Source organism: Stenotrophomonas sp. YJH_SMC_27, from assembly GCF_059369815.1.
In genome coordinates, this window is the sequence record NZ_JCAFTA010000014.1 from 82,809 (window position 1) to 101,738 (window position 18,930).

The 18,930-nt window shown below is 67.1% G+C and carries 20 protein-coding genes; 8 read left to right on the forward strand and 12 right to left on the reverse strand.

Annotated features, from left to right (window positions below; genetic code table 11):
* Positions 1-37 precede the first annotated feature (37 nt).
* Positions 38-811, forward strand: coding sequence for an NAD kinase (locus AC5P7R_RS18235; RefSeq protein ID WP_134730874.1), 774 nt, complete (start codon positions 38-40; stop codon positions 809-811).
* A gap of 47 nt (positions 812-858) precedes the next feature.
* Positions 859-1,803 carry a 5'-nucleotidase gene (locus tag AC5P7R_RS18240; RefSeq protein WP_021202725.1) on the forward strand — a complete coding sequence of 315 codons (945 nt, stop codon included), beginning with the start codon at positions 859-861 and terminating at the stop codon, positions 1,801-1,803.
* 61 nt (positions 1,804-1,864) lie between these two features.
* Here the strand turns inward: AC5P7R_RS18240 and AC5P7R_RS18245 are convergent, their stop codons facing one another.
* The 12 genes from AC5P7R_RS18245 to asnS form a co-directional block, all read right to left on the reverse strand.
* A complete protein-coding gene (locus AC5P7R_RS18245; RefSeq protein WP_111098202.1) occupies positions 1,865-2,416 on the reverse strand; it encodes a DUF2939 domain-containing protein in 552 nt (183 codons plus the stop codon).
* 42 nt (positions 2,417-2,458) lie between these two features.
* A complete protein-coding gene (locus AC5P7R_RS18250; protein WP_134730872.1) occupies positions 2,459-3,439 on the reverse strand; it encodes an aldo/keto reductase in 981 nt (326 codons plus the stop codon).
* Positions 3,439-4,125, reverse strand: a complete 687-nt coding sequence (locus tag AC5P7R_RS18255; protein WP_134730870.1) for a DUF2461 domain-containing protein — start codon at positions 4,123-4,125, stop codon at positions 3,439-3,441. The genes AC5P7R_RS18250 and AC5P7R_RS18255 overlap by 1 nt, the downstream gene beginning before the upstream one ends.
* Positions 4,122-5,561, reverse strand: a complete 1,440-nt coding sequence (sbcB, locus tag AC5P7R_RS18260; RefSeq protein WP_111098200.1) for an exodeoxyribonuclease I — start codon at positions 5,559-5,561, stop codon at positions 4,122-4,124. The genes AC5P7R_RS18255 and sbcB overlap by 4 nt, the downstream gene beginning before the upstream one ends.
* The gene (locus AC5P7R_RS18265; protein WP_021202730.1) at positions 5,561-6,928 is read right to left on the reverse strand and encodes an FAD-dependent oxidoreductase; all 1,368 of its coding nucleotides are present in this window, start codon (positions 6,926-6,928) and stop codon (positions 5,561-5,563) included. The genes sbcB and AC5P7R_RS18265 overlap by 1 nt, the downstream gene beginning before the upstream one ends.
* Before the next feature lie 31 nt (positions 6,929-6,959).
* Positions 6,960-8,234: a kynureninase gene (gene kynU, locus AC5P7R_RS18270; protein ID WP_019660376.1), complete on the reverse strand. Its 1,275-nt coding sequence runs from the start codon at positions 8,232-8,234 to the stop codon at positions 6,960-6,962.
* 167 nt (positions 8,235-8,401) lie between these two features.
* A complete protein-coding gene (locus AC5P7R_RS18275) occupies positions 8,402-8,923 on the reverse strand; it encodes a 3-hydroxyanthranilate 3,4-dioxygenase (protein ID WP_026347065.1) in 522 nt (173 codons plus the stop codon).
* 19 nt (positions 8,924-8,942) lie between these two features.
* On the reverse strand, positions 8,943-9,605 hold the full coding sequence (can, locus tag AC5P7R_RS18280) for a carbonate dehydratase (protein WP_005417406.1): 663 nt from the start codon (positions 9,603-9,605) through the stop codon (positions 8,943-8,945).
* Positions 9,606-9,677: 72 nt separating this feature from the next.
* The gene (locus tag AC5P7R_RS18285) at positions 9,678-10,316 is read right to left on the reverse strand and encodes an FMN-binding negative transcriptional regulator (protein WP_021202731.1); all 639 of its coding nucleotides are present in this window, start codon (positions 10,314-10,316) and stop codon (positions 9,678-9,680) included.
* Positions 10,317-10,323: 7 nt separating this feature from the next.
* Positions 10,324-10,638, reverse strand: coding sequence for a hypothetical protein (locus tag AC5P7R_RS18290; RefSeq protein ID WP_019660373.1), 315 nt, complete (start codon positions 10,636-10,638; stop codon positions 10,324-10,326).
* 7 nt (positions 10,639-10,645) lie between these two features.
* Entirely contained in the window at positions 10,646-10,945 is a 300-nt protein-coding gene (locus tag AC5P7R_RS18295; protein WP_005417403.1) for a hypothetical protein, read from the reverse strand.
* 30 nt (positions 10,946-10,975) lie between these two features.
* Complete coding sequence (gene asnS, locus AC5P7R_RS18300; RefSeq protein WP_134730866.1) at positions 10,976-12,370, reverse strand: asparagine--tRNA ligase; 1,395 nt, start codon at positions 12,368-12,370, stop codon at positions 10,976-10,978.
* A 128-nt stretch (positions 12,371-12,498) separates the two neighbouring features.
* Between asnS and AC5P7R_RS18305 the strand changes: the two genes are divergently transcribed.
* The 6 genes from AC5P7R_RS18305 (at position 12,499) to zipA (ending at position 18,840) form a co-directional block, all read left to right on the forward strand.
* The gene (locus AC5P7R_RS18305) at positions 12,499-12,837 is read left to right on the forward strand and encodes a HesB/IscA family protein (RefSeq protein WP_019660371.1); all 339 of its coding nucleotides are present in this window, start codon (positions 12,499-12,501) and stop codon (positions 12,835-12,837) included.
* Between the two features lie 221 nt (positions 12,838-13,058).
* Positions 13,059-13,496: a 30S ribosomal protein S6 gene (gene rpsF, locus AC5P7R_RS18310; RefSeq protein ID WP_005410228.1), complete on the forward strand. Its 438-nt coding sequence runs from the start codon at positions 13,059-13,061 to the stop codon at positions 13,494-13,496.
* 11 nt (positions 13,497-13,507) lie between these two features.
* Positions 13,508-13,738: a 30S ribosomal protein S18 gene (gene rpsR / locus AC5P7R_RS18315; protein ID WP_002804494.1), complete on the forward strand. Its 231-nt coding sequence runs from the start codon at positions 13,508-13,510 to the stop codon at positions 13,736-13,738.
* Between the two features lie 104 nt (positions 13,739-13,842).
* A complete protein-coding gene (rplI, locus tag AC5P7R_RS18320) occupies positions 13,843-14,292 on the forward strand; it encodes a 50S ribosomal protein L9 (RefSeq protein ID WP_021202733.1) in 450 nt (149 codons plus the stop codon).
* A 260-nt stretch (positions 14,293-14,552) separates the two neighbouring features.
* Positions 14,553-18,056 carry a chromosome segregation protein SMC gene (gene smc / locus AC5P7R_RS18325; RefSeq protein ID WP_495214128.1) on the forward strand — a complete coding sequence of 1,168 codons (3,504 nt, stop codon included), beginning with the start codon at positions 14,553-14,555 and terminating at the stop codon, positions 18,054-18,056.
* A gap of 46 nt (positions 18,057-18,102) precedes the next feature.
* Complete coding sequence (gene zipA / locus AC5P7R_RS18330) at positions 18,103-18,840, forward strand: cell division protein ZipA (protein ID WP_019660368.1); 738 nt, start codon at positions 18,103-18,105, stop codon at positions 18,838-18,840.
* The last annotated feature ends 90 nt before the right edge of the window (positions 18,841-18,930 follow it).

Here is an 18,930-nt window from a genome sequence, read left to right on the forward strand (position 1 = left end):
GGTATGCTCTTGCTGGCACACCCACCCGGATCCACCCATGAGCGACACCCCCCGCATCGCTTTCCTGGCCAGCACCGCTGAGCCCGCGCAGATGGCCCGCGCGGCGATGGTCTCGCGTTATGGCGATCACGCGCCTGAGCAGGCCGACGTGCTTTGCCCGCTGGGGGGCGACGGTTTCATGCTGCAGACCCTGCACCGGCACGGGCACCTGGGCAAGCCGGTGTTCGGCATGAAGCTGGGCACCGTGGGCTTCCTGATGAACCAGTACCGCGGCGACGATGACGTGCAGGCGCGCATCGCCCGTGCCGAACCGGCCAACCTGCGCCCGTTGGAGATGGTGGCGCTGACCGAATCGGGCACCAGTACCGGGTCGCTGGCCTACAACGATGTTTCACTGCTGCGCCAGACCCGGCAGGCTGCGCATATCGGCATCGACCTGAACGGCCAGGAGCGCGTGGCCGAACTGATCGGTGACGGCGTGCTGGTCGCCACCCCGGCCGGCAGCACCGCCTACAATTATTCCGCGCACGGCCCGGTGTTGCCGCTGGGGTCGCATACCATCGCGCTGACGCCGCTGGCCCCATATCGGCCGCGACGCTGGCGCGGGGCGATCCTCAAGGCCGATACCGAAGTGCGCTTCCGCGTGCTCGATCCCTACAAGCGTCCGGTCAGCGTCACCGCTGACTCGCACGAGACCCGCGACGTAGTGGAGGTGACCATCCGCGAGTCCAGGGACCGGCGCGTGACCCTGCTGTTCGACCCGGAACACAACCTGGAAGACCGGATCCTGAGCGAACAGTTCGTTTTTTGAGGACAATGGGCGGCCGGCCCTGCCGACCGCTTGAAGGACCCCCACCGATGGGCGACAACTCCCCCCGTTTGCTGACCGTCGCGGTCACCTCGCGCGCGCTGTTCGACCTCGAGGAAAGCCATGCGCTGTTCGAGAGCGATGGCGTGGCGGCCTATGCAGAATTCCAGCGCCAGCATGAGGACGACATCCTCGGACCTGGCGTGGCCTTCCCGGTAGTGCGCAAGCTGTTGGCCCTGAACCAGGGTGCCAGCCCGGAGGACCCGCGGGTCGAGGTGATCCTGCTGTCGCGCAATTCGGCCGACACCGGCCTGCGCATCTTCAATTCGATCCAGCACTATGGCCTGGGCATCATCCGCGCGACGTTCACCGCCGGCGAGCCGACCTGGCCCTACGTGAAGCCGTTCGGCACCGACCTGTTCCTGTCGGCCAACCCCGAATCGGTGCGCAGCGCGCTGCGCCATGGCATCGCGGCGGCGACCATCCTGCCCAAGCCGCCTGGCGAGACCGCAGCCGCAGCGGCCGACCAGATCGACATCGGTCGCCCTGCCGGGCAGCTGCGCATCGCCTTTGACGGTGACGCGGTGATCTTTGGTGACGAGAGTGAACGCATTTCGCGCGAGCAGGGCGTGGAAGCCTTTGGCCGCCATGAGCGCGAACGGGCCCGCGAGCCGCTCAGCGGCGGTCCGTTCCGTGGCTTCCTGTCAGCGCTGCACACGCTGCAGGAAGTATTCCCTGCCGGCGAGAGCGCGCCGATCCGTACCGCACTGGTGACTGCGCGTTCGGCGCCGGCCCATGAGCGGGTGATCCGCACCCTGCGCGAGTGGGGCGTGCGCCTGGACGAAGCGCTGTTCCTCGGCGGCCGGCACAAGGGGCCGTTCCTGCAGGCGTTCGGCGCCGACATCTTCTTCGACGATTCGCAGCACAACATCGACAGCGCCCGCGAGCATGTGGCTGCCGGCCACGTACCGCACGGCGTCGCCAACGAGGGATAGGGCGGATTCGACCGGCAGGTGCCAACCGTTGGTTGGCACTGCCGTCAGGCCACGGGTCCGATCAAGGGCTGCCCGACATCCCCAACTGCAGATCCACCACCTTCCAGCGCAGCCCCTGCGGCTCCAGCACCACCTTCATCGGCGGCTGGCCGGGACCGCGATCGACATCGATCACGAAGCGGTCCAGCGCTTCGAAATGGTGTTCGGCATGCTTCAACGGTCGCGCCGGTTCGGTCGGGCCGAAGGCATCGCCGCCCTGCAGTTCATTGCGGCCGCGCTTCCACAGCACGTGGCCCTGCAGCATCGCGCCGATCCCGGTGGGGGTCACCATGGTGTCCACCGCGGCACCGCCCAGCTGGTCGCCCAGCCCGTACAGCAGGGCACCGAAGGGACTGGCCGCCACGTCCGGGCCGGCCTGGCGCACCAGGTAGTCATTGAGCTGCGCGCGCAGGCTGCTGCGCACGCGCGGGAAATCGACGTAGCGTTCCAGGCGCGCGGTGTCGCGCTGCTCGATGGCCTTGGAAAGGCCATTGACGGTCAGGTAGGGGCCGCCGAACCACCAGGCCGCCAGGGCCAGGACCAGCAGCACAACCAGTGCGGAGAGTTTCTTCATGGCGGACAGACTGCCGCAACGGCGGCAGTGCGGGGTGAAGACTCACTGACTGGGCGAACCACGGCCATCACCGAAGGCATCGACCAGCTGTTGCCGTTCCGCCGGGGTCAGCGCCTCAAGGCGCGTCGCCAGCACTTCGTCCAGGCTGCCGGTGCGGGTGGTGCCCAGAATGCCGCTGGCGACGCCGCGATGGCCCAGGGCGTAGGCAAACGCGGTCTGGGCGGGGCGCTGGCTGTGGATGGCGGCGATGGTGTGGCGCATCCGGCGTGCGCTGTGCATCAGGGAGCGGCTGCTTGGCTTGAGCCAGGCTCTGGCCAGGTACCAGGCGTCGGCCGGGCGCGGCAGGCGGGCCCGTGATGGCAGCAGGTGGCCCTGCGCCAGCACGGTGCCGGCCAGCACGCCGATACCGGCCGCGTGCAGCCGGTCGATGAGGGGTTCACGATCCTGCTGCAGGGCGTTGTAGTCCAGAAGCACCACGTCGAACAGCGTGGGATGGTCGATCATCCAGCACAGGGTCGACGCCGTGTGCGTATTGATGCCGGTGTGCCGGATCAGCCCGCGTTCGCGCAGTCGCTGCAGTGCGGCCAGCAGGTCATCGTTGATGTCGTTCTGGCTGGCACCGTGCAGCTGGTAGATATCGAGGTAATCCAGGCCGAGGTTGCGCAGCGAGGCTTCGCAGCTGGCGGTGATGGCCGCTGGCGAAAAATTGCGCTGCTCGGCGCCGCTGACGCCGGCCTGGCCGGTCAGCGTGCCGCCCTTGCTGGAGATCACCAGCGAATCGCGCGGGTATTGCTTGAGCAAGGAGCGCAGGATGCGGCCCAGCCGCGGCTCGGCGTGGAAACCGGAGTAGTTGTGACCGGTGTCCAACAGGTTCACGCCCTGTGCCAGTGCATGCTCGACGACGTGCGCGGCCGACTGCTCCGGGAAGCGCCGATGCCCCCAGAAGCCGGAGCACCCAAGGCCGACCGGCGAAACCGCCAGGCCGGTGCGGCCCAGCGTGCGCCGTTGGTGCGCCAACGGCATCAGAATTCCAGGTCCAGCGCTGCGCACAGATAGTCGACGAACGGGCCGAGCGCGGCCAGATCCTTGCCCAGCGTGGACAGCAGGCGTGGGCCGGTCATGGTGGCGTCATCCAGCGGGCGCCACATCACCCAGTTGCGGTGCTTGAGGTCGTCGATGAACTCGAAGTCGGCCGGGAAGCCGCGCGGCGGACGCACCAGCTTTTCGCTCTCCTCGAACTCGAAGCGCCTGCGCAGCGCAGGTGCATGGGCCGCGGCCTTCCAGCTGCCCGGATTGTCGAGGATGAAGTGGCGCACGCGGCGCTGGGTTTCCGGTTCCGGGTGCCACAGGCCGGCACCGACAAAGCTCTCGCCTGGCTGCAGGTGCAGATAGAACGAGGGCGCGGCCACTTCGCGACGGCGCTCATGGAACAGGCGCGCACCCTGCCAGGTCTTGTAAGGCGATTTGTCGTTGGAGAAACGCGCGTCGCGGTGGATGCGGAACAGTGAGCCGCCGACGCCGCGGGTATCGGCGCGGAAGTGTTCGCTGACCTCGGCAAGGGCTGGCTGAAGATCACCCAACAGGCGCAGGAACGGCTGTCGCACATGCTCTTCGTACTGCTGGCGGTGGTCGTTGAACCACGCCTTTTCGTTGTGGCGCGCCAGGCTGCGCAGGAACTTGAAGCTGGCGTCCGAGAAATAGGTACTCACAAGGTCTCCTGCAGGTGCTGGCCCCAGTCGCGCAACGATTGCAGCAGGGCCTGGCGCCGCGCGTCGTCGGGCGACTCGGCGGCCAGCGCATCGAGCTGCTGCTGGTACTGGGGCAGGTTGAGTTCGCCCAGGCCGCCGTCTCCCAGCAGGCGCTGGCGCCGGTAATCCTGCCAGCGCTGGCGTTCAGCCGGCGCGAGGCTGTCCGGATGATTGCGCGCACGGTAGCGGAACAGCAGCTCCGGCAGGCGCGGGTCGCGGAAGCGGCCTTCCAGCGCGGCCAACTGCTCCGGTGCGGTGGTGCGGGCCAGCGCCAGCAGCGGTTTGTCGCCGTTGCCGAGGAAGCCGTCGTACAGGGAGGCATCGACGTCGGCCACGGTGGCCGCGCGCGGCTGGTTGTAGACCTGGCGCGCCTTCTCGGCAAGCTGAGGGGCGAACCCGCGCAGCCGTTGAACCTTGGCCTCGATCGCGGCCACGTCCAGGCCCAGGCGCGCGTGGTCGTCGCCACGAAGGTGGTTCCAGGCGACCAGGGCGGGCACCTTGTTCAGGTGCACTTCCTTCAGCGGCACCCGTGCCACGCCCTCGGGCAGTTCACTGGCGCGCAGGTACAGGCGCTGTGCGATCACCTCGGCCGGCAGGGCCAGCAGGTCGTCGATGTCGCCGTCCAGGTCGAACACGATCACCCGGTTGCTGATCGTCGGGTGCACGGACAACGGCAGCACCGGCGCCGCGCACAGACGGCTGGCGGGGTAGCGCATGGAAATGTGCAGCACCGGCGTCATCGCGGTGACATCCAGCAGGCTGCCGACGAAACGCTTGTCGCGCAGCTTCAGGGCGTAGTCCCACAGGCGCGGCTGCGACTGCTTGAACAGCCGTGCCATGCCGATCGTGGCTCGCACGTCGGATAGCGCTTCGTGCGCATCACCCTCGCGCACGTTGTTGGCTTCGGCCAGGTGCTCGAGTTTGAACGAGGTGGCACCGTCCTCGCGCAGCGGCCACTGGATGCCATCCGGGCGCATCGCGCGCATCAGCCGCAGCATGTCCAGCAGGTCCCAGCGCGAATTGCCGTTGCGCCACTCGCGTTCGTATGGGTCATGGAAGTTGCGGAACAGGCCGTAGCGGACGAATTCATCGTCGAAGCGCAGCGTGTTGTAGCCCAGGGCGCAGGTGCCGGGTCGCGACATCAGTTCGTTGATGCGGTCGAAGGCTTGGGACTCGCTGATGCCTTCGGCCAAGGCCTGCTGCGGGGTGATGCCGGTGACCAGGGTGGCCATCGGCGAGGGCAGCAGGTCATCGGCCGGGCGCACGAAGAAGCTGACCGGTGTGTCGATCTCGTTGAGGCCGGCGTCGGTGCGGATGGCGGCGAACTGCGAGATGCGGGTGCGCCGTGGATCCTGGCCGAAGGTTTCCAGGTCGTAGAACAGGAAGCTGTCAGCCATCAGTGCGCACCCTCCAGGACCGGTAGCTGCGCGTGGATCTGCGCTTCCAGCGCCGCCCAGTCGATGTTGTCCAGCGACTCGTGGCCGACCGTGGCCGCCACCAGCAAATCGCGCTGCAGTTCGGTACGGCGCAGCGCTTCGGCGTACGGCGTGTGCAGGAAGGTGACCATCGTGTAGTGCGGTACGAAGCGGGTCGGCCAGCGCCGCTGCAGTTCCCGCTCCAGTTCGCGCTGCAGCAGGAACGAGGGATCGGCCACGCGGTCGCGCATTTCCAGGTAGTTCTCCAGCGCCATCTGCTGGATCGCGCGTGCATTGGGTTTGCGCTCGGCCTCGAACGCAGCGAACGCACTTTCCAGGTCATCCGCCTCCATCAGGTGACGGGCCAGCGCAACGCAATCCTCGAACGCGCAGTTCATGCCCTGGCCGTGGAACGGCACCATTGCATGCGCGGCGTCGCCGATCAGTACGGCGCGACCCTGCTGGTGCCAGCGCTCCAGGGTGAGCGTGCCGAGCAGGCCCGGCGGGTGCTGTTCCCAATCCACGCGCAGGTTCGGGATCAGCGGCAGCGCGTCCGCGAACTCGCGAGCGAACAGCGCCTCGGCCTGCGCACCGGTATTGATCGTGGCAAAGCTGGGATCGCCCTGGTTGGGCAGGAACAGGGTGACGGTGAAGGTGCCTTCATGATTGGGCAGGGCGATGCACATGTAGTGGCCGCGTGGCCAGATGTGCAGCGCGTTGCGCTCGATGCGGAAGCCCCCGTCTTCGGCCGGCGGAATCTCCAGCTCCTTGTAGGAGTGATCGAGGAAGGCGATGTCCTCGCCCAGCGGCGCGCGCCGGTTCATTGCCGCACGCAGCGCCGAACCGGCACCGTCTGCACCGATCAGGGTGTCGAAGCGGATGTCGTGCGGGCTGTCATCGCGGTCATCGATGAAGCGGGCGTAGCCGGCATCGAAATCAACGGTGTGCAGGCGGCGATGGAAATGCACGGTGGCCCCTGCCTGTTCGGCCAGTTCCAGCAGCGTGGTGTTCAGGTCGCTGCGGTGGATCGACCAGATCACTTCGCTGTCATCACGGCCATAGCGCTGCAGCTGCGGTTCGCCGTCGCGTGGATGCACCATGCGTCCGCGCATCATCACCGCGCGCGCCATCACCTCGTCTTCCACACCGGCTTGGCGCAGGGCGTTGCGCCCACGCTCGGCCAGCGCCAGGTTGATCGAGCGGCCGCTCTCGTAGTCGGCCACGCGCGGATCGCCGCGGCGTTCGTACAAGGTGATGCGCCAGCCCTGGCGTGACAGCAGGATGGCCAGCAGGGAGCCGGCGAGGCCGGCACCGATAATGCTCAACGAGCGGGAGGCGTGTGCGATCAACGAACTGTCCAGCAGTAGGGGAGGGTCCGGCTCAAAGGCCGGCCCAGGCTTCCACTTCCTCGACGAAGTGGTGCACGTCCAGGTAGCGGTTGTAGAGCGGGGTGGGCGAGATGCGGATCACGTCGGGCTCGCGCCAGTCGCCGAGCACGCCGATGCTGCGCAGGTGCTCGAACAGGGCGCGCCCGCGCTCGCGGCCGCCGATCACGCGCAGCGACAACTGGCAGCCGCGGCGCTGCGGGTCTGCCGGGGTGATGATCTCCAGCACCTGCGGCAGGCGTGCGCGCACCAGTGCTTCGAGCATGCCGGTCAGCGCCAGCGATTTGCTGCGCAGCGCGTCCATGCCGGCTCGCTCGAACAGGTCCAGCGAGGCGCGCAACGGTGCCAGCCCCAGAATGGGCGGATTGCTCAGCTGCCACCCTTCGGCACCGATGGCCGGGGTGAACTGCGGTGCCATCTGGAAACGGGTGGCTTCCTCATGGCCCCACCAGCCAGCGAATCGGGGCAGGGTGGTGTCGCGATGGTGGCGCTCGTGCACGAAGGCGCCGGCAACCGCGCCCGGGCCGCTGTTGAGGTATTTGTAATGGCACCACACCGCAAAGTCCGGCGCCACGTCATGCAGGCGCAGCGGCAGGTTGCCCACCGAATGCGCCAGGTCGAAACCGATGCGCGCCCCCTGCAGGCGTGCGGCGCGGGTGATTGCATCGAGGTCGAAGGCCTGACCGGTGCGGTACTGCACGCCGGGCCACAGCACCAGCGCCAGGCGCGGGCCGTGCTCGGCGATGGCGCGTTCGATCGCGGTCAGCGAGATCGTGCCGTTGGCTTCGTCCGGCTGCACTTCCACCAGGCACTGGGCCGGGTCGAAGCCATGGAAGCGGATCTGTGCTTCGACCGCGTGGCGGTCGGTCGGGAATGCGCCGGCTTCCATCAGGATCACCGGGCGCTGCGTGGTCGGCCGGTAGAAGCTGACCATCATCAGATGCAGGTTCACGCTCAGCGTGTTCATCGCCACCACTTCGCTGGGCAGCGCACCGACCACGCGGGCCAGCTGCGCGCTCACCAGGCGGTGGTAGGACAGCCACTGGGTGGGGCCGGTGAAGTGGCCTTCCACCGCCAGCTCGCCCCACTGCTTCATCACTTCCTGCACCGCGGCCTGAGCGCCACGCGGCTGCAGGCCCAGCGAGTTGCCGACGAAGTAGGTCTGCTCGCCGCCGCCATGGCGCGGAATCAGGAATTCGTTACGCATCGGACGCAGCGGATCGGCGGCGTCCAGGGCAATGGCGTGGGTGCGGCTGAGCAGGTCGGACATGGTCGGGCAACAGGCTGCAACGGGACCGCCAGTGTAGCGCTTGGCGGCGTGCCTGCCGCGCGGCGCGCTCGCCGGGCATGGCCCGGCGCTACCTGGGGATCACGCGCATCGGTAGCGCCGGGCCGTGCCCGGCGGAGGTAACAGCAATCGCCATGCCCACCGGCCTTTCAGCCCGCCGCCGGCACCGGCAGCGGATCCACGTGCCCGCACTGGCTGCAGGTGCGCAGTTCCAGGCTGGCGTGGTAGCGCGCGAACACCTTGGGCAGGTCGGTCTCGATGTTCTGCAGCGCGAAGAACTCTTCGTGCAGCTTGTGGTTGCAGCGTTCGCAGTGCCAGATCACCCCGTCCTTCTCGTGCGGCAGGCGCTTGCGCTCGACCACCAGGCCGATGCCCCCGGGCGGGCGGCGCGGCGAGTGCGGCACCTTCGCCGGCAGCAGGAAGACCTCGCCGGCGCGGATCGGGATGTCACGTACCGCACCGTCCTCCTGCACCTTCAGCACCATCTCGCCCTCGAGCTGGTAGAACCACTCCGGGCCTTCGTCGTAGTGATAGTCGGTGCGCGAATTCGGCCCGCCGACCACCATCACGATGAAATCGCCGTTGTCGATCATCTTGTTGCCCACCGGCGGCTTCAGCAGGTGGCGGTTCTCTTCGATCCAGGCGTGCAGGTTGATCGGCGAAGCGAGCATGGTGGTCATCCGTGGGGGATCAGTCGCGACGGCCCTTGCGCGGCACGAAGGATAGTGCCTTCTCATATGCCGGCTGCAGCTCTTCCAGCGAGCCTACGTCGATGCCCATTTCACGCACGCGACCGTCCTTCAGGCTGTACACCCAGCCATGCACCATCAGCTTCTGGCCGCGGGCCCAGGCGTCCAGCACGATGGTCGAGCGACAGAGGTTGGCGACCTGCTCGATCACGTTCAGCTCGCAAAGGCGGGCGTGCTTGAGTTCATCGTCTTCGATCGCATCGAGGATGCCCTGGTGCTTCTGAACGACGTCGCCGACGTGGCGCAGCCAGTTGTCGGCCAGGCCGACGCGGGTATTGTGCAGGCAGGCGTGCACGCCGCCGCAGCCGTAATGGCCGACGATCAGAATGTGCTTGACCTTCAGCTGGTCCACCGCGTACTGCACCACGCTCAGGCAGTTCAGGTCGGTGTGGGCGACCACGTTGGCAACGTTGCGGTGCACGAACACTTCGCCGGGTGCCATGCCGATGATCTGGTTGGCCGGAACTCGTGAATCGGAGCAGCCGATCCACAGGTACTCGGGATGCTGCTGCTTGGCCAGCTGGTGGAAGAAGTCCGGGTCTTCCTTCTCGATGCGGTCGGCCCAGTCGCGGTTGTTCTGCAGCAGCTTGTGGATGTCTTTCATGTTCGGATGCCTGGCGTCGGGTGGGGGCGCGCCGCAGCCGTCCGGCTGCGTCGTCGCGGGAATCGGGGGCGTTCAGCCGCTGGGGGTGGCCTGTTCGCGGTGCCAGCGCATCCACTGCGCCAACTCGGTGGAGGAAGGGGTGCCCAGCTGTTCCAGTTCGGCGATCACGGCACGCTGGTTCGCATCGGGGTGGTTCTGGCTCAGCTTCAGCTTCAGCTGCACGTGTTCAACCTGGAAGCGGAAGCCGACGATGGCGCGCAGCTCCGCGCCGTGTTCGGCGCGCGCGGCATCGAAGCGCCAGGCCTGGCCGACGCTGGCTTCGAAACGGTCGCTGATCGCGCCGACCAGTTCGGCCAGCGCATCGGTGTCGTCGAAGGTGTGCAGCTGGCCGCGCAGCTCGGCGGCCGCATAGTTCCAGGTCGGCACCCGCGCGGCGGGCTCCTTGTCCGGATACCAGCTGGCCGAGACGTAGCCGTGCGGGCCATCGACCAGTACCTTGGCCGCACCGCTGTGGCGCGACTGCGGGTTGGCGCGGGCCCAGTGCCCGCGCAGCTCAATGCGCTCGCCCTCGCGCCGGTACAACACCGGCATCCGCGTCAGCTCCGGCAGGCCATCGCTGCCCGGGGTGAGCACGCTGACGAACGGATCGCGCGCCAGCAGGCGGTCCAGCCAGAGCAGGTCGGTCTCGGCGAAGGCGCGCGGGGTGAACATGCCAGGGTCAGGCGCGCCCGCCCAGCGACTGGATCATGCGGCCACGCAGGCCCTCGTCGCTGTCGGCCTGCGGCGGCTGCACTTCGTGCAGGCTGAAGCCGCGCACCAGCGCGTCCTCCTCGTCCAGGCCGTCATACTCGACGAATTCAGCGTCGAACAGCTGCGAACGGGCGGTGTCTTCACTGTCATAGCTCAGCGTGTTGCCGTCGCTGTCGAGCACTTCGGCGGTGCCGGCAGGGCGCACCCGCAGGCGTGCCCAGATCAGGGTGTTGCCGAGGCTGGCCAGCCACCAGCTGTCGCGCGAAGTGGTGATGTCATTCATGGATGTGTTACCAGAGCGAGGCCAGCCAGAGCAGGGCAGCCATGCCCAGTCCGGCCAGCAGGGTCAGCAGCGATACCCAGGCCGGCGTCGCCAGCCCGGACAATGATCGGTCCGGCTGCTGGCGATAGTCGCGGCGCAGCAGCCAGGCCAGGGCATCGGGCTTGAGGAAGGCGCCGCTGCCGAAGCGCTCGGCGAGCGCCGGATGGCGGTCGCGCACGTGCACCAGGGTCAGCGGCCAGAAGATCACGAAGGCACTGAACCCGGCCACTGCAACGCCAACGAAACAGAGGGCGAAGAACAGGGTCATGGGGGCAGCACCTCCGTGGTCGTTTGGGGCTTAGAAGTCCGCGCTGCCCGGGGCGCGCGGGTAGGGGATCGCATCGCGGATGTTGGACAGCCCGCAGACGTAGACCACCAGGCGCTCGAAGCCCAGGCCGAAGCCGGCGTGCGGCACCGAACCATAGCGGCGGAAATCGCGGTACCAGCTGTAGTGCTCGCGATCCAGGCCGAACTGGGCCATGCGCGCATCCAGCACGTCCAGGCGCTCTTCGCGCTGGCTGCCGCCGATGATCTCGCCGATGCCCGGGGCCAGCACGTCCATCGCGGCAACGGTCTTGCCGTCGTCGTTCAGGCGCATGTAGAAGGCCTTGATGTGCTCCGGGTAGTTGGTCACCACCACCGGGCGGCCGACGTGTTCCTCGGTCAGCCAGCGCTCGTGCTCGGTCTGCAGGTCCAGGCCCCATTCCACCGGGAAGTCGAACTTCCTGCCGGACTTCTGCAGCAGGCTGACCGCATCGGTGTAGTCGATGCGCTCGAACGGTGCGTTGATGAAATCTTCCAGCTTGGTGATCGCGTTCTTGTCCACGCGCTCGGCGATGAAGGCCAGGTCGTCGCTGCGCTCGTTCAGCACCGCGCGGAACAGGTACTTCAGGAACTCTTCGGCCAGGCGTGCGTCTTCGGCCAGGTCGGCGAAGGCGATTTCCGGCTCGATCATCCAGAACTCCGCCAGGTGGCGGGTGGTGTGGCTGTTCTCGGCGCGGAAGGTCGGGCCGAAGGTGTAGACCTTGCTCAGCGCCAGGCAATAGGCCTCGACGTTCAGCTGGCCAGACACGGTCAGGAAGGTTTCCTTGCCGAAGAAGTCGCGGCTGAAATCGATCGCGCCCTTCTCGTCGCGCGGCAGGTTCACCATGTCCAGGGTGGACACGCGGAACATCTGGCCGGCGCCTTCGGCGTCGGAGGTGGTGATGATCGGGGTGCTGATCCAGTTGAAGCCGTTCTCGTGGAAGAAGCGGTGCACGGCCTGGGCCAGGCAGTTGCGGATGCGGGTGACCGCCCCGAACAGGTTGGTGCGCGGGCGCAGGTGCGCCACTTCGCGCAGGAACTCCGGCGACATCGGCTTGGGCTGGATCGGATAGGTGAGCGGGTCTTCGACCCAGCCGACCACTTCAAGCGTGCTGGCCTGGATCTCGAACGACTGGCCCTTGCCCTGCGACTTCACCAAGGTACCGGTGCCGATGACCGAGCAGCCGCTGGTCAGTCGCTTGATCTCGTCGAAGTTGCCCAGGGTGTCGTTGGCCACGACCTGGATCGGGGCGAAGCAGGAGCCGTCGCTCACATTCACGAAGGCCAGATTCGCTGAACCGCGCACCGTGCGCACCCATCCGCGTACCGTGACTTCGCCGCCTTCCGGGATCTTCCCGGCAAGCGCATGTTCAACGCTGACCACCGTCATGACTTGAATCCTCTGCTGATCGACTCGATCTGTGAACACGGGAGTTTACCGGTTGCAGCGTTCTGCTTGCGAGGCATTTTTCGCAGCCACAGCTCCTTATAATGTCCCCGTACCTCTGGAGTAGCCCCATGGCCGTCAGCCTGACCCCCGTTGCCTTCGAGCGCGTGCAGCGCTTTGTCGCCCAGACCCCCGGCGCGCTGGGCCTGCGTTTCGGCGTGACCAGGACCGGCTGCTCCGGCTGGGGCCACATCACCGACCTGGCCCGCGATGAGCGCGAGGGCGATACCGTGTTCGAGCAGGACGGCGTGAAGATCTATGTCGACGCCAAGAGCCTGGCGCTGGTGGACGGCACCGTGATCGACTTCGGCAAGCACGGCCTGAGCGAGACCTTCACGTTCAGCAACCCGAACGCCACCGCCGAGTGTGGCTGCGGCGAGAGCTTCACCACTGACGCCGACAAGGCCTGACGGCCGGCCGGGGCCTGATCGTTCTGGTAGCGCCCAACCCGGGTTGGCTGGGCGCTCGCCCCCGGTTCAGGGTGTCAGGTGGCCCACCGGTTGCCCGGCCACCCCATCTGCGCCATAATGCGCGGCTTCCTGCCTCCCTGGCGGGAACCCTTGCCCCACCGCGGTCTCAACGGCGGGGGGCTGTCCGGCCGCAAGGCCACATCCGAAAGGTAGAAAGAAACATGAGTCGTCATTACGAAATCGTGTTCATGGTCCACCCGGACCAGAGCGAGCAGGTCCCGGCCATGATCGAGCGCTACAAGTCGCTGGTCGAGAACGGCAACGGCACCATCCACCGTCTGGAAGACTGGGGCCGCCGCCAGCTGGCGTACCCGATCCAGAACCTGGTGAAGGCCCACTACGTGCTGATGAACATCGAAGCCGACCAGGCCGTTCTGAACGAACTGACCGAGAGCTTCCGCTTCAACGACGCCGTGCTGCGCAACCTGGTCATCAAGCGTGACGAGGCTGACACCGAGCAGTCGCTGATCATGAAGAGCAAGGACGAGAAGGGTGACAAGCCGGAGCGCGGTGAGCGCCGTCGTCGTGACGACGAAGAAGGCGAGTCCAACAACACCGCTGACAACGAAGCCGGCGACGACGCCGCTTCCGCCGCCTAAGGAGCCTTCCCATGTCCAAGTTCTTCCGTCGCCGCAAGTTCTGCAAGTTCACTGCTGAAGGTGTGAAGGAGATCGACTACAAGGATCTCAACACCCTGCGCCAGTACCTGACCGAGAACGGCAAGATCGTGCCGAGCCGCGTCACCGGTACCAAGTCGAAGTACCAGCGCCAGCTGGCGACCGCCGTCAAGCGCGCTCGCTTCCTGGCCCTGATCCCGTACACCGACAACCACGACGTCTGATGCAGGCGGGGCGGCCCGACGCCGCCCCCGCTGTGCCAGCTATTCGGACAGCCTTTGTTGCGGGGCGTTGCCTCGCTAACGAATAACTTATCTGGAGCAATACCATGCAGTTGATCCTCCTGCAGAAAGTCACCAACCTCGGCAACCTGGGCGACCTGGTTGATGTGAAGCCGGGCTACGGCCGCAACTTCCTCGTGCCGCAGGGCAAGGCCGTGCCGGCCACCGAGAGCAACAAGGCCGAGTTCGAAGCCAAGCGCGCCGAATACGAAGCCAAGGCCCAGGCCATCCACGCCGACGCTGAAGGCCGCAAGGCCAAGCTGGAAGGCGCGAGCGTGACCATCGCCGCCAACGCTTCGACCGAAGGCAAGCTGTACGGCTCGGTTGGCCCGCGCGACATCGCCGAGGCCTTCACCGCCGCCGGCCTGCCGCTGGAAAAGAGCGAAGTCATCCTGGGCGAAGGCGCCTTCCGCAACATCGGCGAATACGACGTGCTGATCCACCTGCACGCCGACGTCGAGACCACCGTCAAGGTCGTCGTCGTCGCCGAAGCCTGATCCCACGCCGCAAGGCCTGGCATCACCGCAGAACGGGCGCCCGCAAGGGTGCCCGTTTTGTTTTATGGCTCCCGCTCCAGGGTGTCGAGGCCGGCCGGGCCGACGGGGCAGGGCTGGACAATGTTCCACGTCCATTCGTAGAACACGGCCACATCGGTATACTCAGGGCGTCACACCCGTTCCACGGTCATCGATCCCAACAGGATCAATGACTTGGAGGGTAAACGCAGGCCGCTTGCCGGCCCCAGTCCGGAACCCCTATGCGTCTTTCCACGATCAAGCTGTCCGGCTTCAAATCGTTCGTCGATCCGACCACCCTGCACCTGCCGACCAACATGACCGGCGTGGTGGGGCCCAATGGTTGCGGCAAGTCGAACATCATCGACGCCGTGCGCTGGGTCATGGGCGAGAGCTCGGCCAGCCGCCTGCGTGGCGACTCGCTGACCGACGTGATCTTCTCCGGGTCCAATGCCCGCAAGCCGGTGTCACAGGCCACCGTCGAGCTGATCTTCGACAACTCCGACCACACGATCTCGGGCGAGTACGCCTCGTTCAACGAAATCTCGGTCAAGCGCACGGTCAGCCGCGACGGCACCAGCAACTACTACCTCAACGGCACCAAGTGCCGTCGCCGCGACATCACCGATCTGTTCCTCGGCACCGGCCTGGGGCCGCGCAGCTACTCGATCATCGAGCAGGGCATGATCAGCCAGATCATCGAGGCACGCCCGGAAGACCTGCGCGTGTACCTGGAAGAGGCGGCCGGCATCTCCAAGTACAAGGAGCGCCGCAAGGAGACCGAGACCCGCATCCGCCACACCCGCGAGAACCTGGACCGGCTGGGCGACCTGCGCGACGAGATCAGCAAGCAGCTGGAGCACCTCAAGCGCCAGGCCAAGCAGGCCGAGCAGTACCAGGCCCTGCAGGAAGAGCGCCGGGTCAAGGACGCCGAGTGGAAGGCGCTGGAATTCCGCGGCCTCGACGGACGCCTGTCCAAGCTGCGCGAAGGATTGTCGCAGGAAGAAACGCGGCTGCAGCAGCTGATCGCCGACCAGCGTGATGCCGAAGCCCGCATCGAAACCTCGCGCGCGCGGCGCGAAGAGGCTGCCGACGCGCTCAACACCGCACAGGCGGCGGTCTACCAGGTTGGCAGTACGCTGGCGCGCCTGGAACAGCAGATCCAGCACCAGCGCGAGTTGTCGCAGCGCCTGCACAAGGCACGCGATGAAACCCAGCAGGCCCTGGCCGAACTGGGGCAGCACATCAGCGGTGATGAGGCCAGGCTGAGGGTGCTGCGTGAGGCGGTGGAGGCCGCCACTCCGCAGCTGGAAGCACTGCAGGAAGAAAACGAGATCAAGCAGGAAAGCCTGCGCGAGGCCGAAGAGCGGCTGGCCAGCTGGCAGCAGCGCTGGGAACAGCACACCTCGCAGAGTTCGGAAGCCTCGCGCGCCGGCGATGTCGAGCGCACGCGCGTGGACTATCTGGACAAGCAGATCCTCGATGCCGACCGGCGTCGTGAGGCCCTGGCCGCCGAGCGCGCCGGGCTGGATGTGGATGCGCTGGAAGAGGCCTTCGAGCAGCTGCACCTGCAACACGACACGCAGAAGGCTGCGCTGGATGAGCTGAGCGAAGACGTCGAGCTGCGCAAGCAGGGCGTGGCGGCGGTGCAGGAACAGCAGCGCAATGGCCAGAACGAACTGGCCGAACTGCGCAAGCAGGCCAACGGCCTGCGTGGCCGCCTGGCCTCGCTGGAGGCCCTGCAGCAGGCCGCGCTGGGCCAGGAGCAGGGCGCGGCAGTCGCGTGGCTGAAGGCGCGGGGGCTGGATTCTGCGGCGCGTGTCGGCGAGCGCCTCGACGTGGATGCCGGCTGGGAAAACGCGGTGGAAAGCGCGCTCGGCCACTTGATCGAAGGTGTGCTGGTCGATGACCCGGCCAGCCTGGTCGATGCCCTGGGTGAGCTCGGCGATGGTCACCTTGCGCTGGTCGCCAACGGCGATGACGAGCTGAAGGTCGCCCCGACCTCGCTGGCCGCGCGCGTGCGTGGCCCGGTGACGATCCGTCGCCTGCTGGCACACCTGCATGCTGCCAAGGACCTTTCCGAAGCGAAGGCGTTGCAGGGCAGCCTGCCGGAAGGTGATTCGGTCATCACCCAGGGTGGCGAGCGCCTGGGCCAGGGCTGGCTGCGCGTATCGCGCTCCGGCGCGGCCCAGCAGGGTGCGCTGCTGCGCGAACGCGAGATCCAGGAACTTCGCGAGCAGATCGAACAGCTGCAGGACCGCGAGGCCGAGCTGGAAGAACAGCTGGCCGGTTTCCGTGAGCAGCTGCACGCTGCCGAACAGCAGCGTGAAGACGCGCAGCGCGCGCTGTACCAGGCCCATCGTGCGGTCTCCGAACTGGCCGGCCAGTTGCAGGGCCAGCAGGGCAAGGTGGAGGCGGCGCGCACGCGCATCGACCGCATCGAAGGCGAGCTGAAGCAGCTGCAGGAAACCATTGAAGCCAACAACGAGCAGGCGCGTGAAGCACGCTCGCGGTTGGAGAGTGCGGTCAGCAGCATGGGCGACCTGGAGTCGACCCGGCAGCGGCTGGAGGGCGAACGCCGCCAGCTGACCGAAGCCCGCGACCTGGCCCGCGATGCCGCCCGCGCGGTACGCGAGCGCGCGCATTCGTTGGCCCTGACTTTGGAATCGCAGCGGGCGCAGCTGGCCTCGTTGAGCCAGGCGCTGGAACGCATGGGCACCCAACGTGGACAGTTGGATTCGCGGCTGGGCGAACTGCATTCGCAGCTGGACGAAGGTGATTCGCCGATCGAAGCACTGCAGGCTGAGCACCAGAATGCGCTGGAAGAGCGTGTGCGCGCCGATCGCGTGCTGACCGAGGCGCGAACGCTGCTGGACGGCATCGACGCTGAGCTGCGCAATTACGAGCAGACCCGCCACCAGCGCGACGAGCAGGCGTTGGTCCAGCGCGAGCGCATTTCGCAGCGCAAGCTCGACCAGCAGGCGCTGGTGCTCAGTGCCGACACCCTGCAAGCGGCGGTGGAAAAGGCCGGCTTCGTGCTGCAGGACGTGCTCAACGCACTGCCCGAGGATGCCCGCCTGGGCGACTGGGAGCAGGCGGTCCACCAGATCGATGCTCGAATGCGCCGGCTGGAGCCGGTCAATCTGGCGGCCATCCACGAGTATGGCGAGGCGTCGCAGCGCTCGGACTACCTGGATTCGCAGCACGCCGACCTGACCACAGCGCTGGAAACCCTGGAAGACGCGATCCGCAAGATCGATCGCGAGACCCGCGGCCGCTTCAAGGACACCTTCGACCGCGTCAACGCCGGCGTGCAGGCGCTGTACCCGCGCCTGTTCGGCGGCGGCCATGCTTACCTGGAGCTGACCGGTGAAGACCTGCTCGATACCGGCGTGACCATCATGGCGCGCCCGCCGGGCAAGCGCGTGTCCAGCATCTCGCTGCTGTCCGGCGGTGAGAAAGCGATGACCGCGGTGGCGCTGGTGTTCGCCATCTTCCAGCTGAATCCGGCGCCGTTCTGCCTGTTGGATGAGGTGGACGCACCGCTGGACGAAGCCAACGTCGGCCGCCTGGCCAACATGGTCAAGGAAATGAGCGAGAAGGTGCAGTTCCTGTTCGTCAGCCACAACAAGGCGACGATGGAGGCCGCGCACCAGCTGTCCGGCGTGACCATGCGTGAGCCAGGCGTCAGCCGCCTGGTCAGCGTGGACCTGGAAGAGGCCGCGCGATTGGCGGGCGCGGCCTGACGTGCCATCCTAGTTACCTGAATGAACTAGCCGGAGAACCTATCGAATGTCCGACACGGCACTGTTGCGCATCGGCATCCTGGCCGCCGGCCTGCTGTTGATCGCCGCGATCTTCCTGTTTGGCCGTCCGAAGAAAAAGCCCCAGGGGCGCCGCGTGGAAAGCGCGGAGCCCACCAGTGGCGAGCGCCGTGAGCCGGTGCTGGGCGACGACGGCGTCGCCGTGGCCGAGGGTCGCGTCGAACCGGGCATGGGCACGGAGGGCGAGCAGGCCGAACTCGGCCTGACCGATACCGACCCGGGCGCCAGCGACCTCGGCAAGCGCGCCACCCAGGATTTCGACAAGATCGTCTCGCTGTTCGTGGCCGCCCGGGCCGGCGAGCAGCTGCGTGGCGAGGACATCGTGGTGGCCGCAGAGAAGACCGGCCTGGTGTTCGGCCACATGAACGTGTTCCACCGCCTGGTGGAAGGCCACCCCGAACGCGGGCCGATCTTCTCGATGGCCAGCATCATGAAGCCGGGCAGCTTCGACATGGCCAACATCCGCGCCATGGAAACCCCGGCCATCGCATTCTTCCTGACGCTGCCGGCGCCGCTGACCGCGCTGGACGCCTGGGAGAAGATGCTGCCGACCGTGCAGCGCATGGCCGAGCTGCTCGATGGCGTGGTGCTGGATGACAGCCGCAACGCCCTGGGGCGCCAACGCATCGCGCACATCCGTGACGAGCTGCGCGCCTACGACCGCCAGCACCAGGCACCGCCGCTGACCAAGACCCCTCGCTGGTAAGCGCCATGGTGTGCCGACCAACGGTCGGCACCCACAACAGTAGATCCACGCCATGCGTGGATGGGGCGAACCAAGGTTCGCCCCTACCAA

Bases quoted from the DNA above. Each gene is read 5' to 3' on its own strand.
- AC5P7R_RS18235 (WP_134730874.1), top strand. From the start codon at position 38: ATGAGCGACACCCCCCGCATCGCTTTCCTGGCCAGCACCGCTGAGCCC.
- AC5P7R_RS18240 (WP_021202725.1), top strand. From the start codon at position 859: ATGGGCGACAACTCCCCCCGTTTGCTGACCGTCGCGGTCACCTCGCGC.
- AC5P7R_RS18245 (WP_111098202.1), bottom strand. From the start codon at position 2,416: ATGAAGAAACTCTCCGCACTGGTTGTGCTGCTGGTCCTGGCCCTGGCG.
- AC5P7R_RS18250 (WP_134730872.1), bottom strand. From the start codon at position 3,439: ATGCCGTTGGCGCACCAACGGCGCACGCTGGGCCGCACCGGCCTGGCG.
- sbcB (WP_111098200.1), bottom strand. From the start codon at position 5,561: ATGGCTGACAGCTTCCTGTTCTACGACCTGGAAACCTTCGGCCAGGAT.
- kynU (WP_019660376.1), bottom strand. From the start codon at position 8,234: ATGTCCGACCTGCTCAGCCGCACCCACGCCATTGCCCTGGACGCCGCC.
- AC5P7R_RS18275 (WP_026347065.1), bottom strand. From the start codon at position 8,923: ATGCTCGCTTCGCCGATCAACCTGCACGCCTGGATCGAAGAGAACCGC.
- can (WP_005417406.1), bottom strand. From the start codon at position 9,605: ATGAAAGACATCCACAAGCTGCTGCAGAACAACCGCGACTGGGCCGAC.
- AC5P7R_RS18285 (WP_021202731.1), bottom strand. From the start codon at position 10,316: ATGTTCACCCCGCGCGCCTTCGCCGAGACCGACCTGCTCTGGCTGGAC.
- AC5P7R_RS18290 (WP_019660373.1), bottom strand. From the start codon at position 10,638: ATGAATGACATCACCACTTCGCGCGACAGCTGGTGGCTGGCCAGCCTC.
- AC5P7R_RS18295 (WP_005417403.1), bottom strand. From the start codon at position 10,945: ATGACCCTGTTCTTCGCCCTCTGTTTCGTTGGCGTTGCAGTGGCCGGG.
- asnS (WP_134730866.1), bottom strand. From the start codon at position 12,370: ATGACGGTGGTCAGCGTTGAACATGCGCTTGCCGGGAAGATCCCGGAA.
- AC5P7R_RS18305 (WP_019660371.1), top strand. From the start codon at position 12,499: ATGGCCGTCAGCCTGACCCCCGTTGCCTTCGAGCGCGTGCAGCGCTTT.
- rpsF (WP_005410228.1), top strand. From the start codon at position 13,059: ATGAGTCGTCATTACGAAATCGTGTTCATGGTCCACCCGGACCAGAGC.
- rpsR (WP_002804494.1), top strand. From the start codon at position 13,508: ATGTCCAAGTTCTTCCGTCGCCGCAAGTTCTGCAAGTTCACTGCTGAA.
- rplI (WP_021202733.1), top strand. From the start codon at position 13,843: ATGCAGTTGATCCTCCTGCAGAAAGTCACCAACCTCGGCAACCTGGGC.
- smc (WP_495214128.1), top strand. From the start codon at position 14,553: ATGCGTCTTTCCACGATCAAGCTGTCCGGCTTCAAATCGTTCGTCGAT.
- zipA (WP_019660368.1), top strand. From the start codon at position 18,103: ATGTCCGACACGGCACTGTTGCGCATCGGCATCCTGGCCGCCGGCCTG.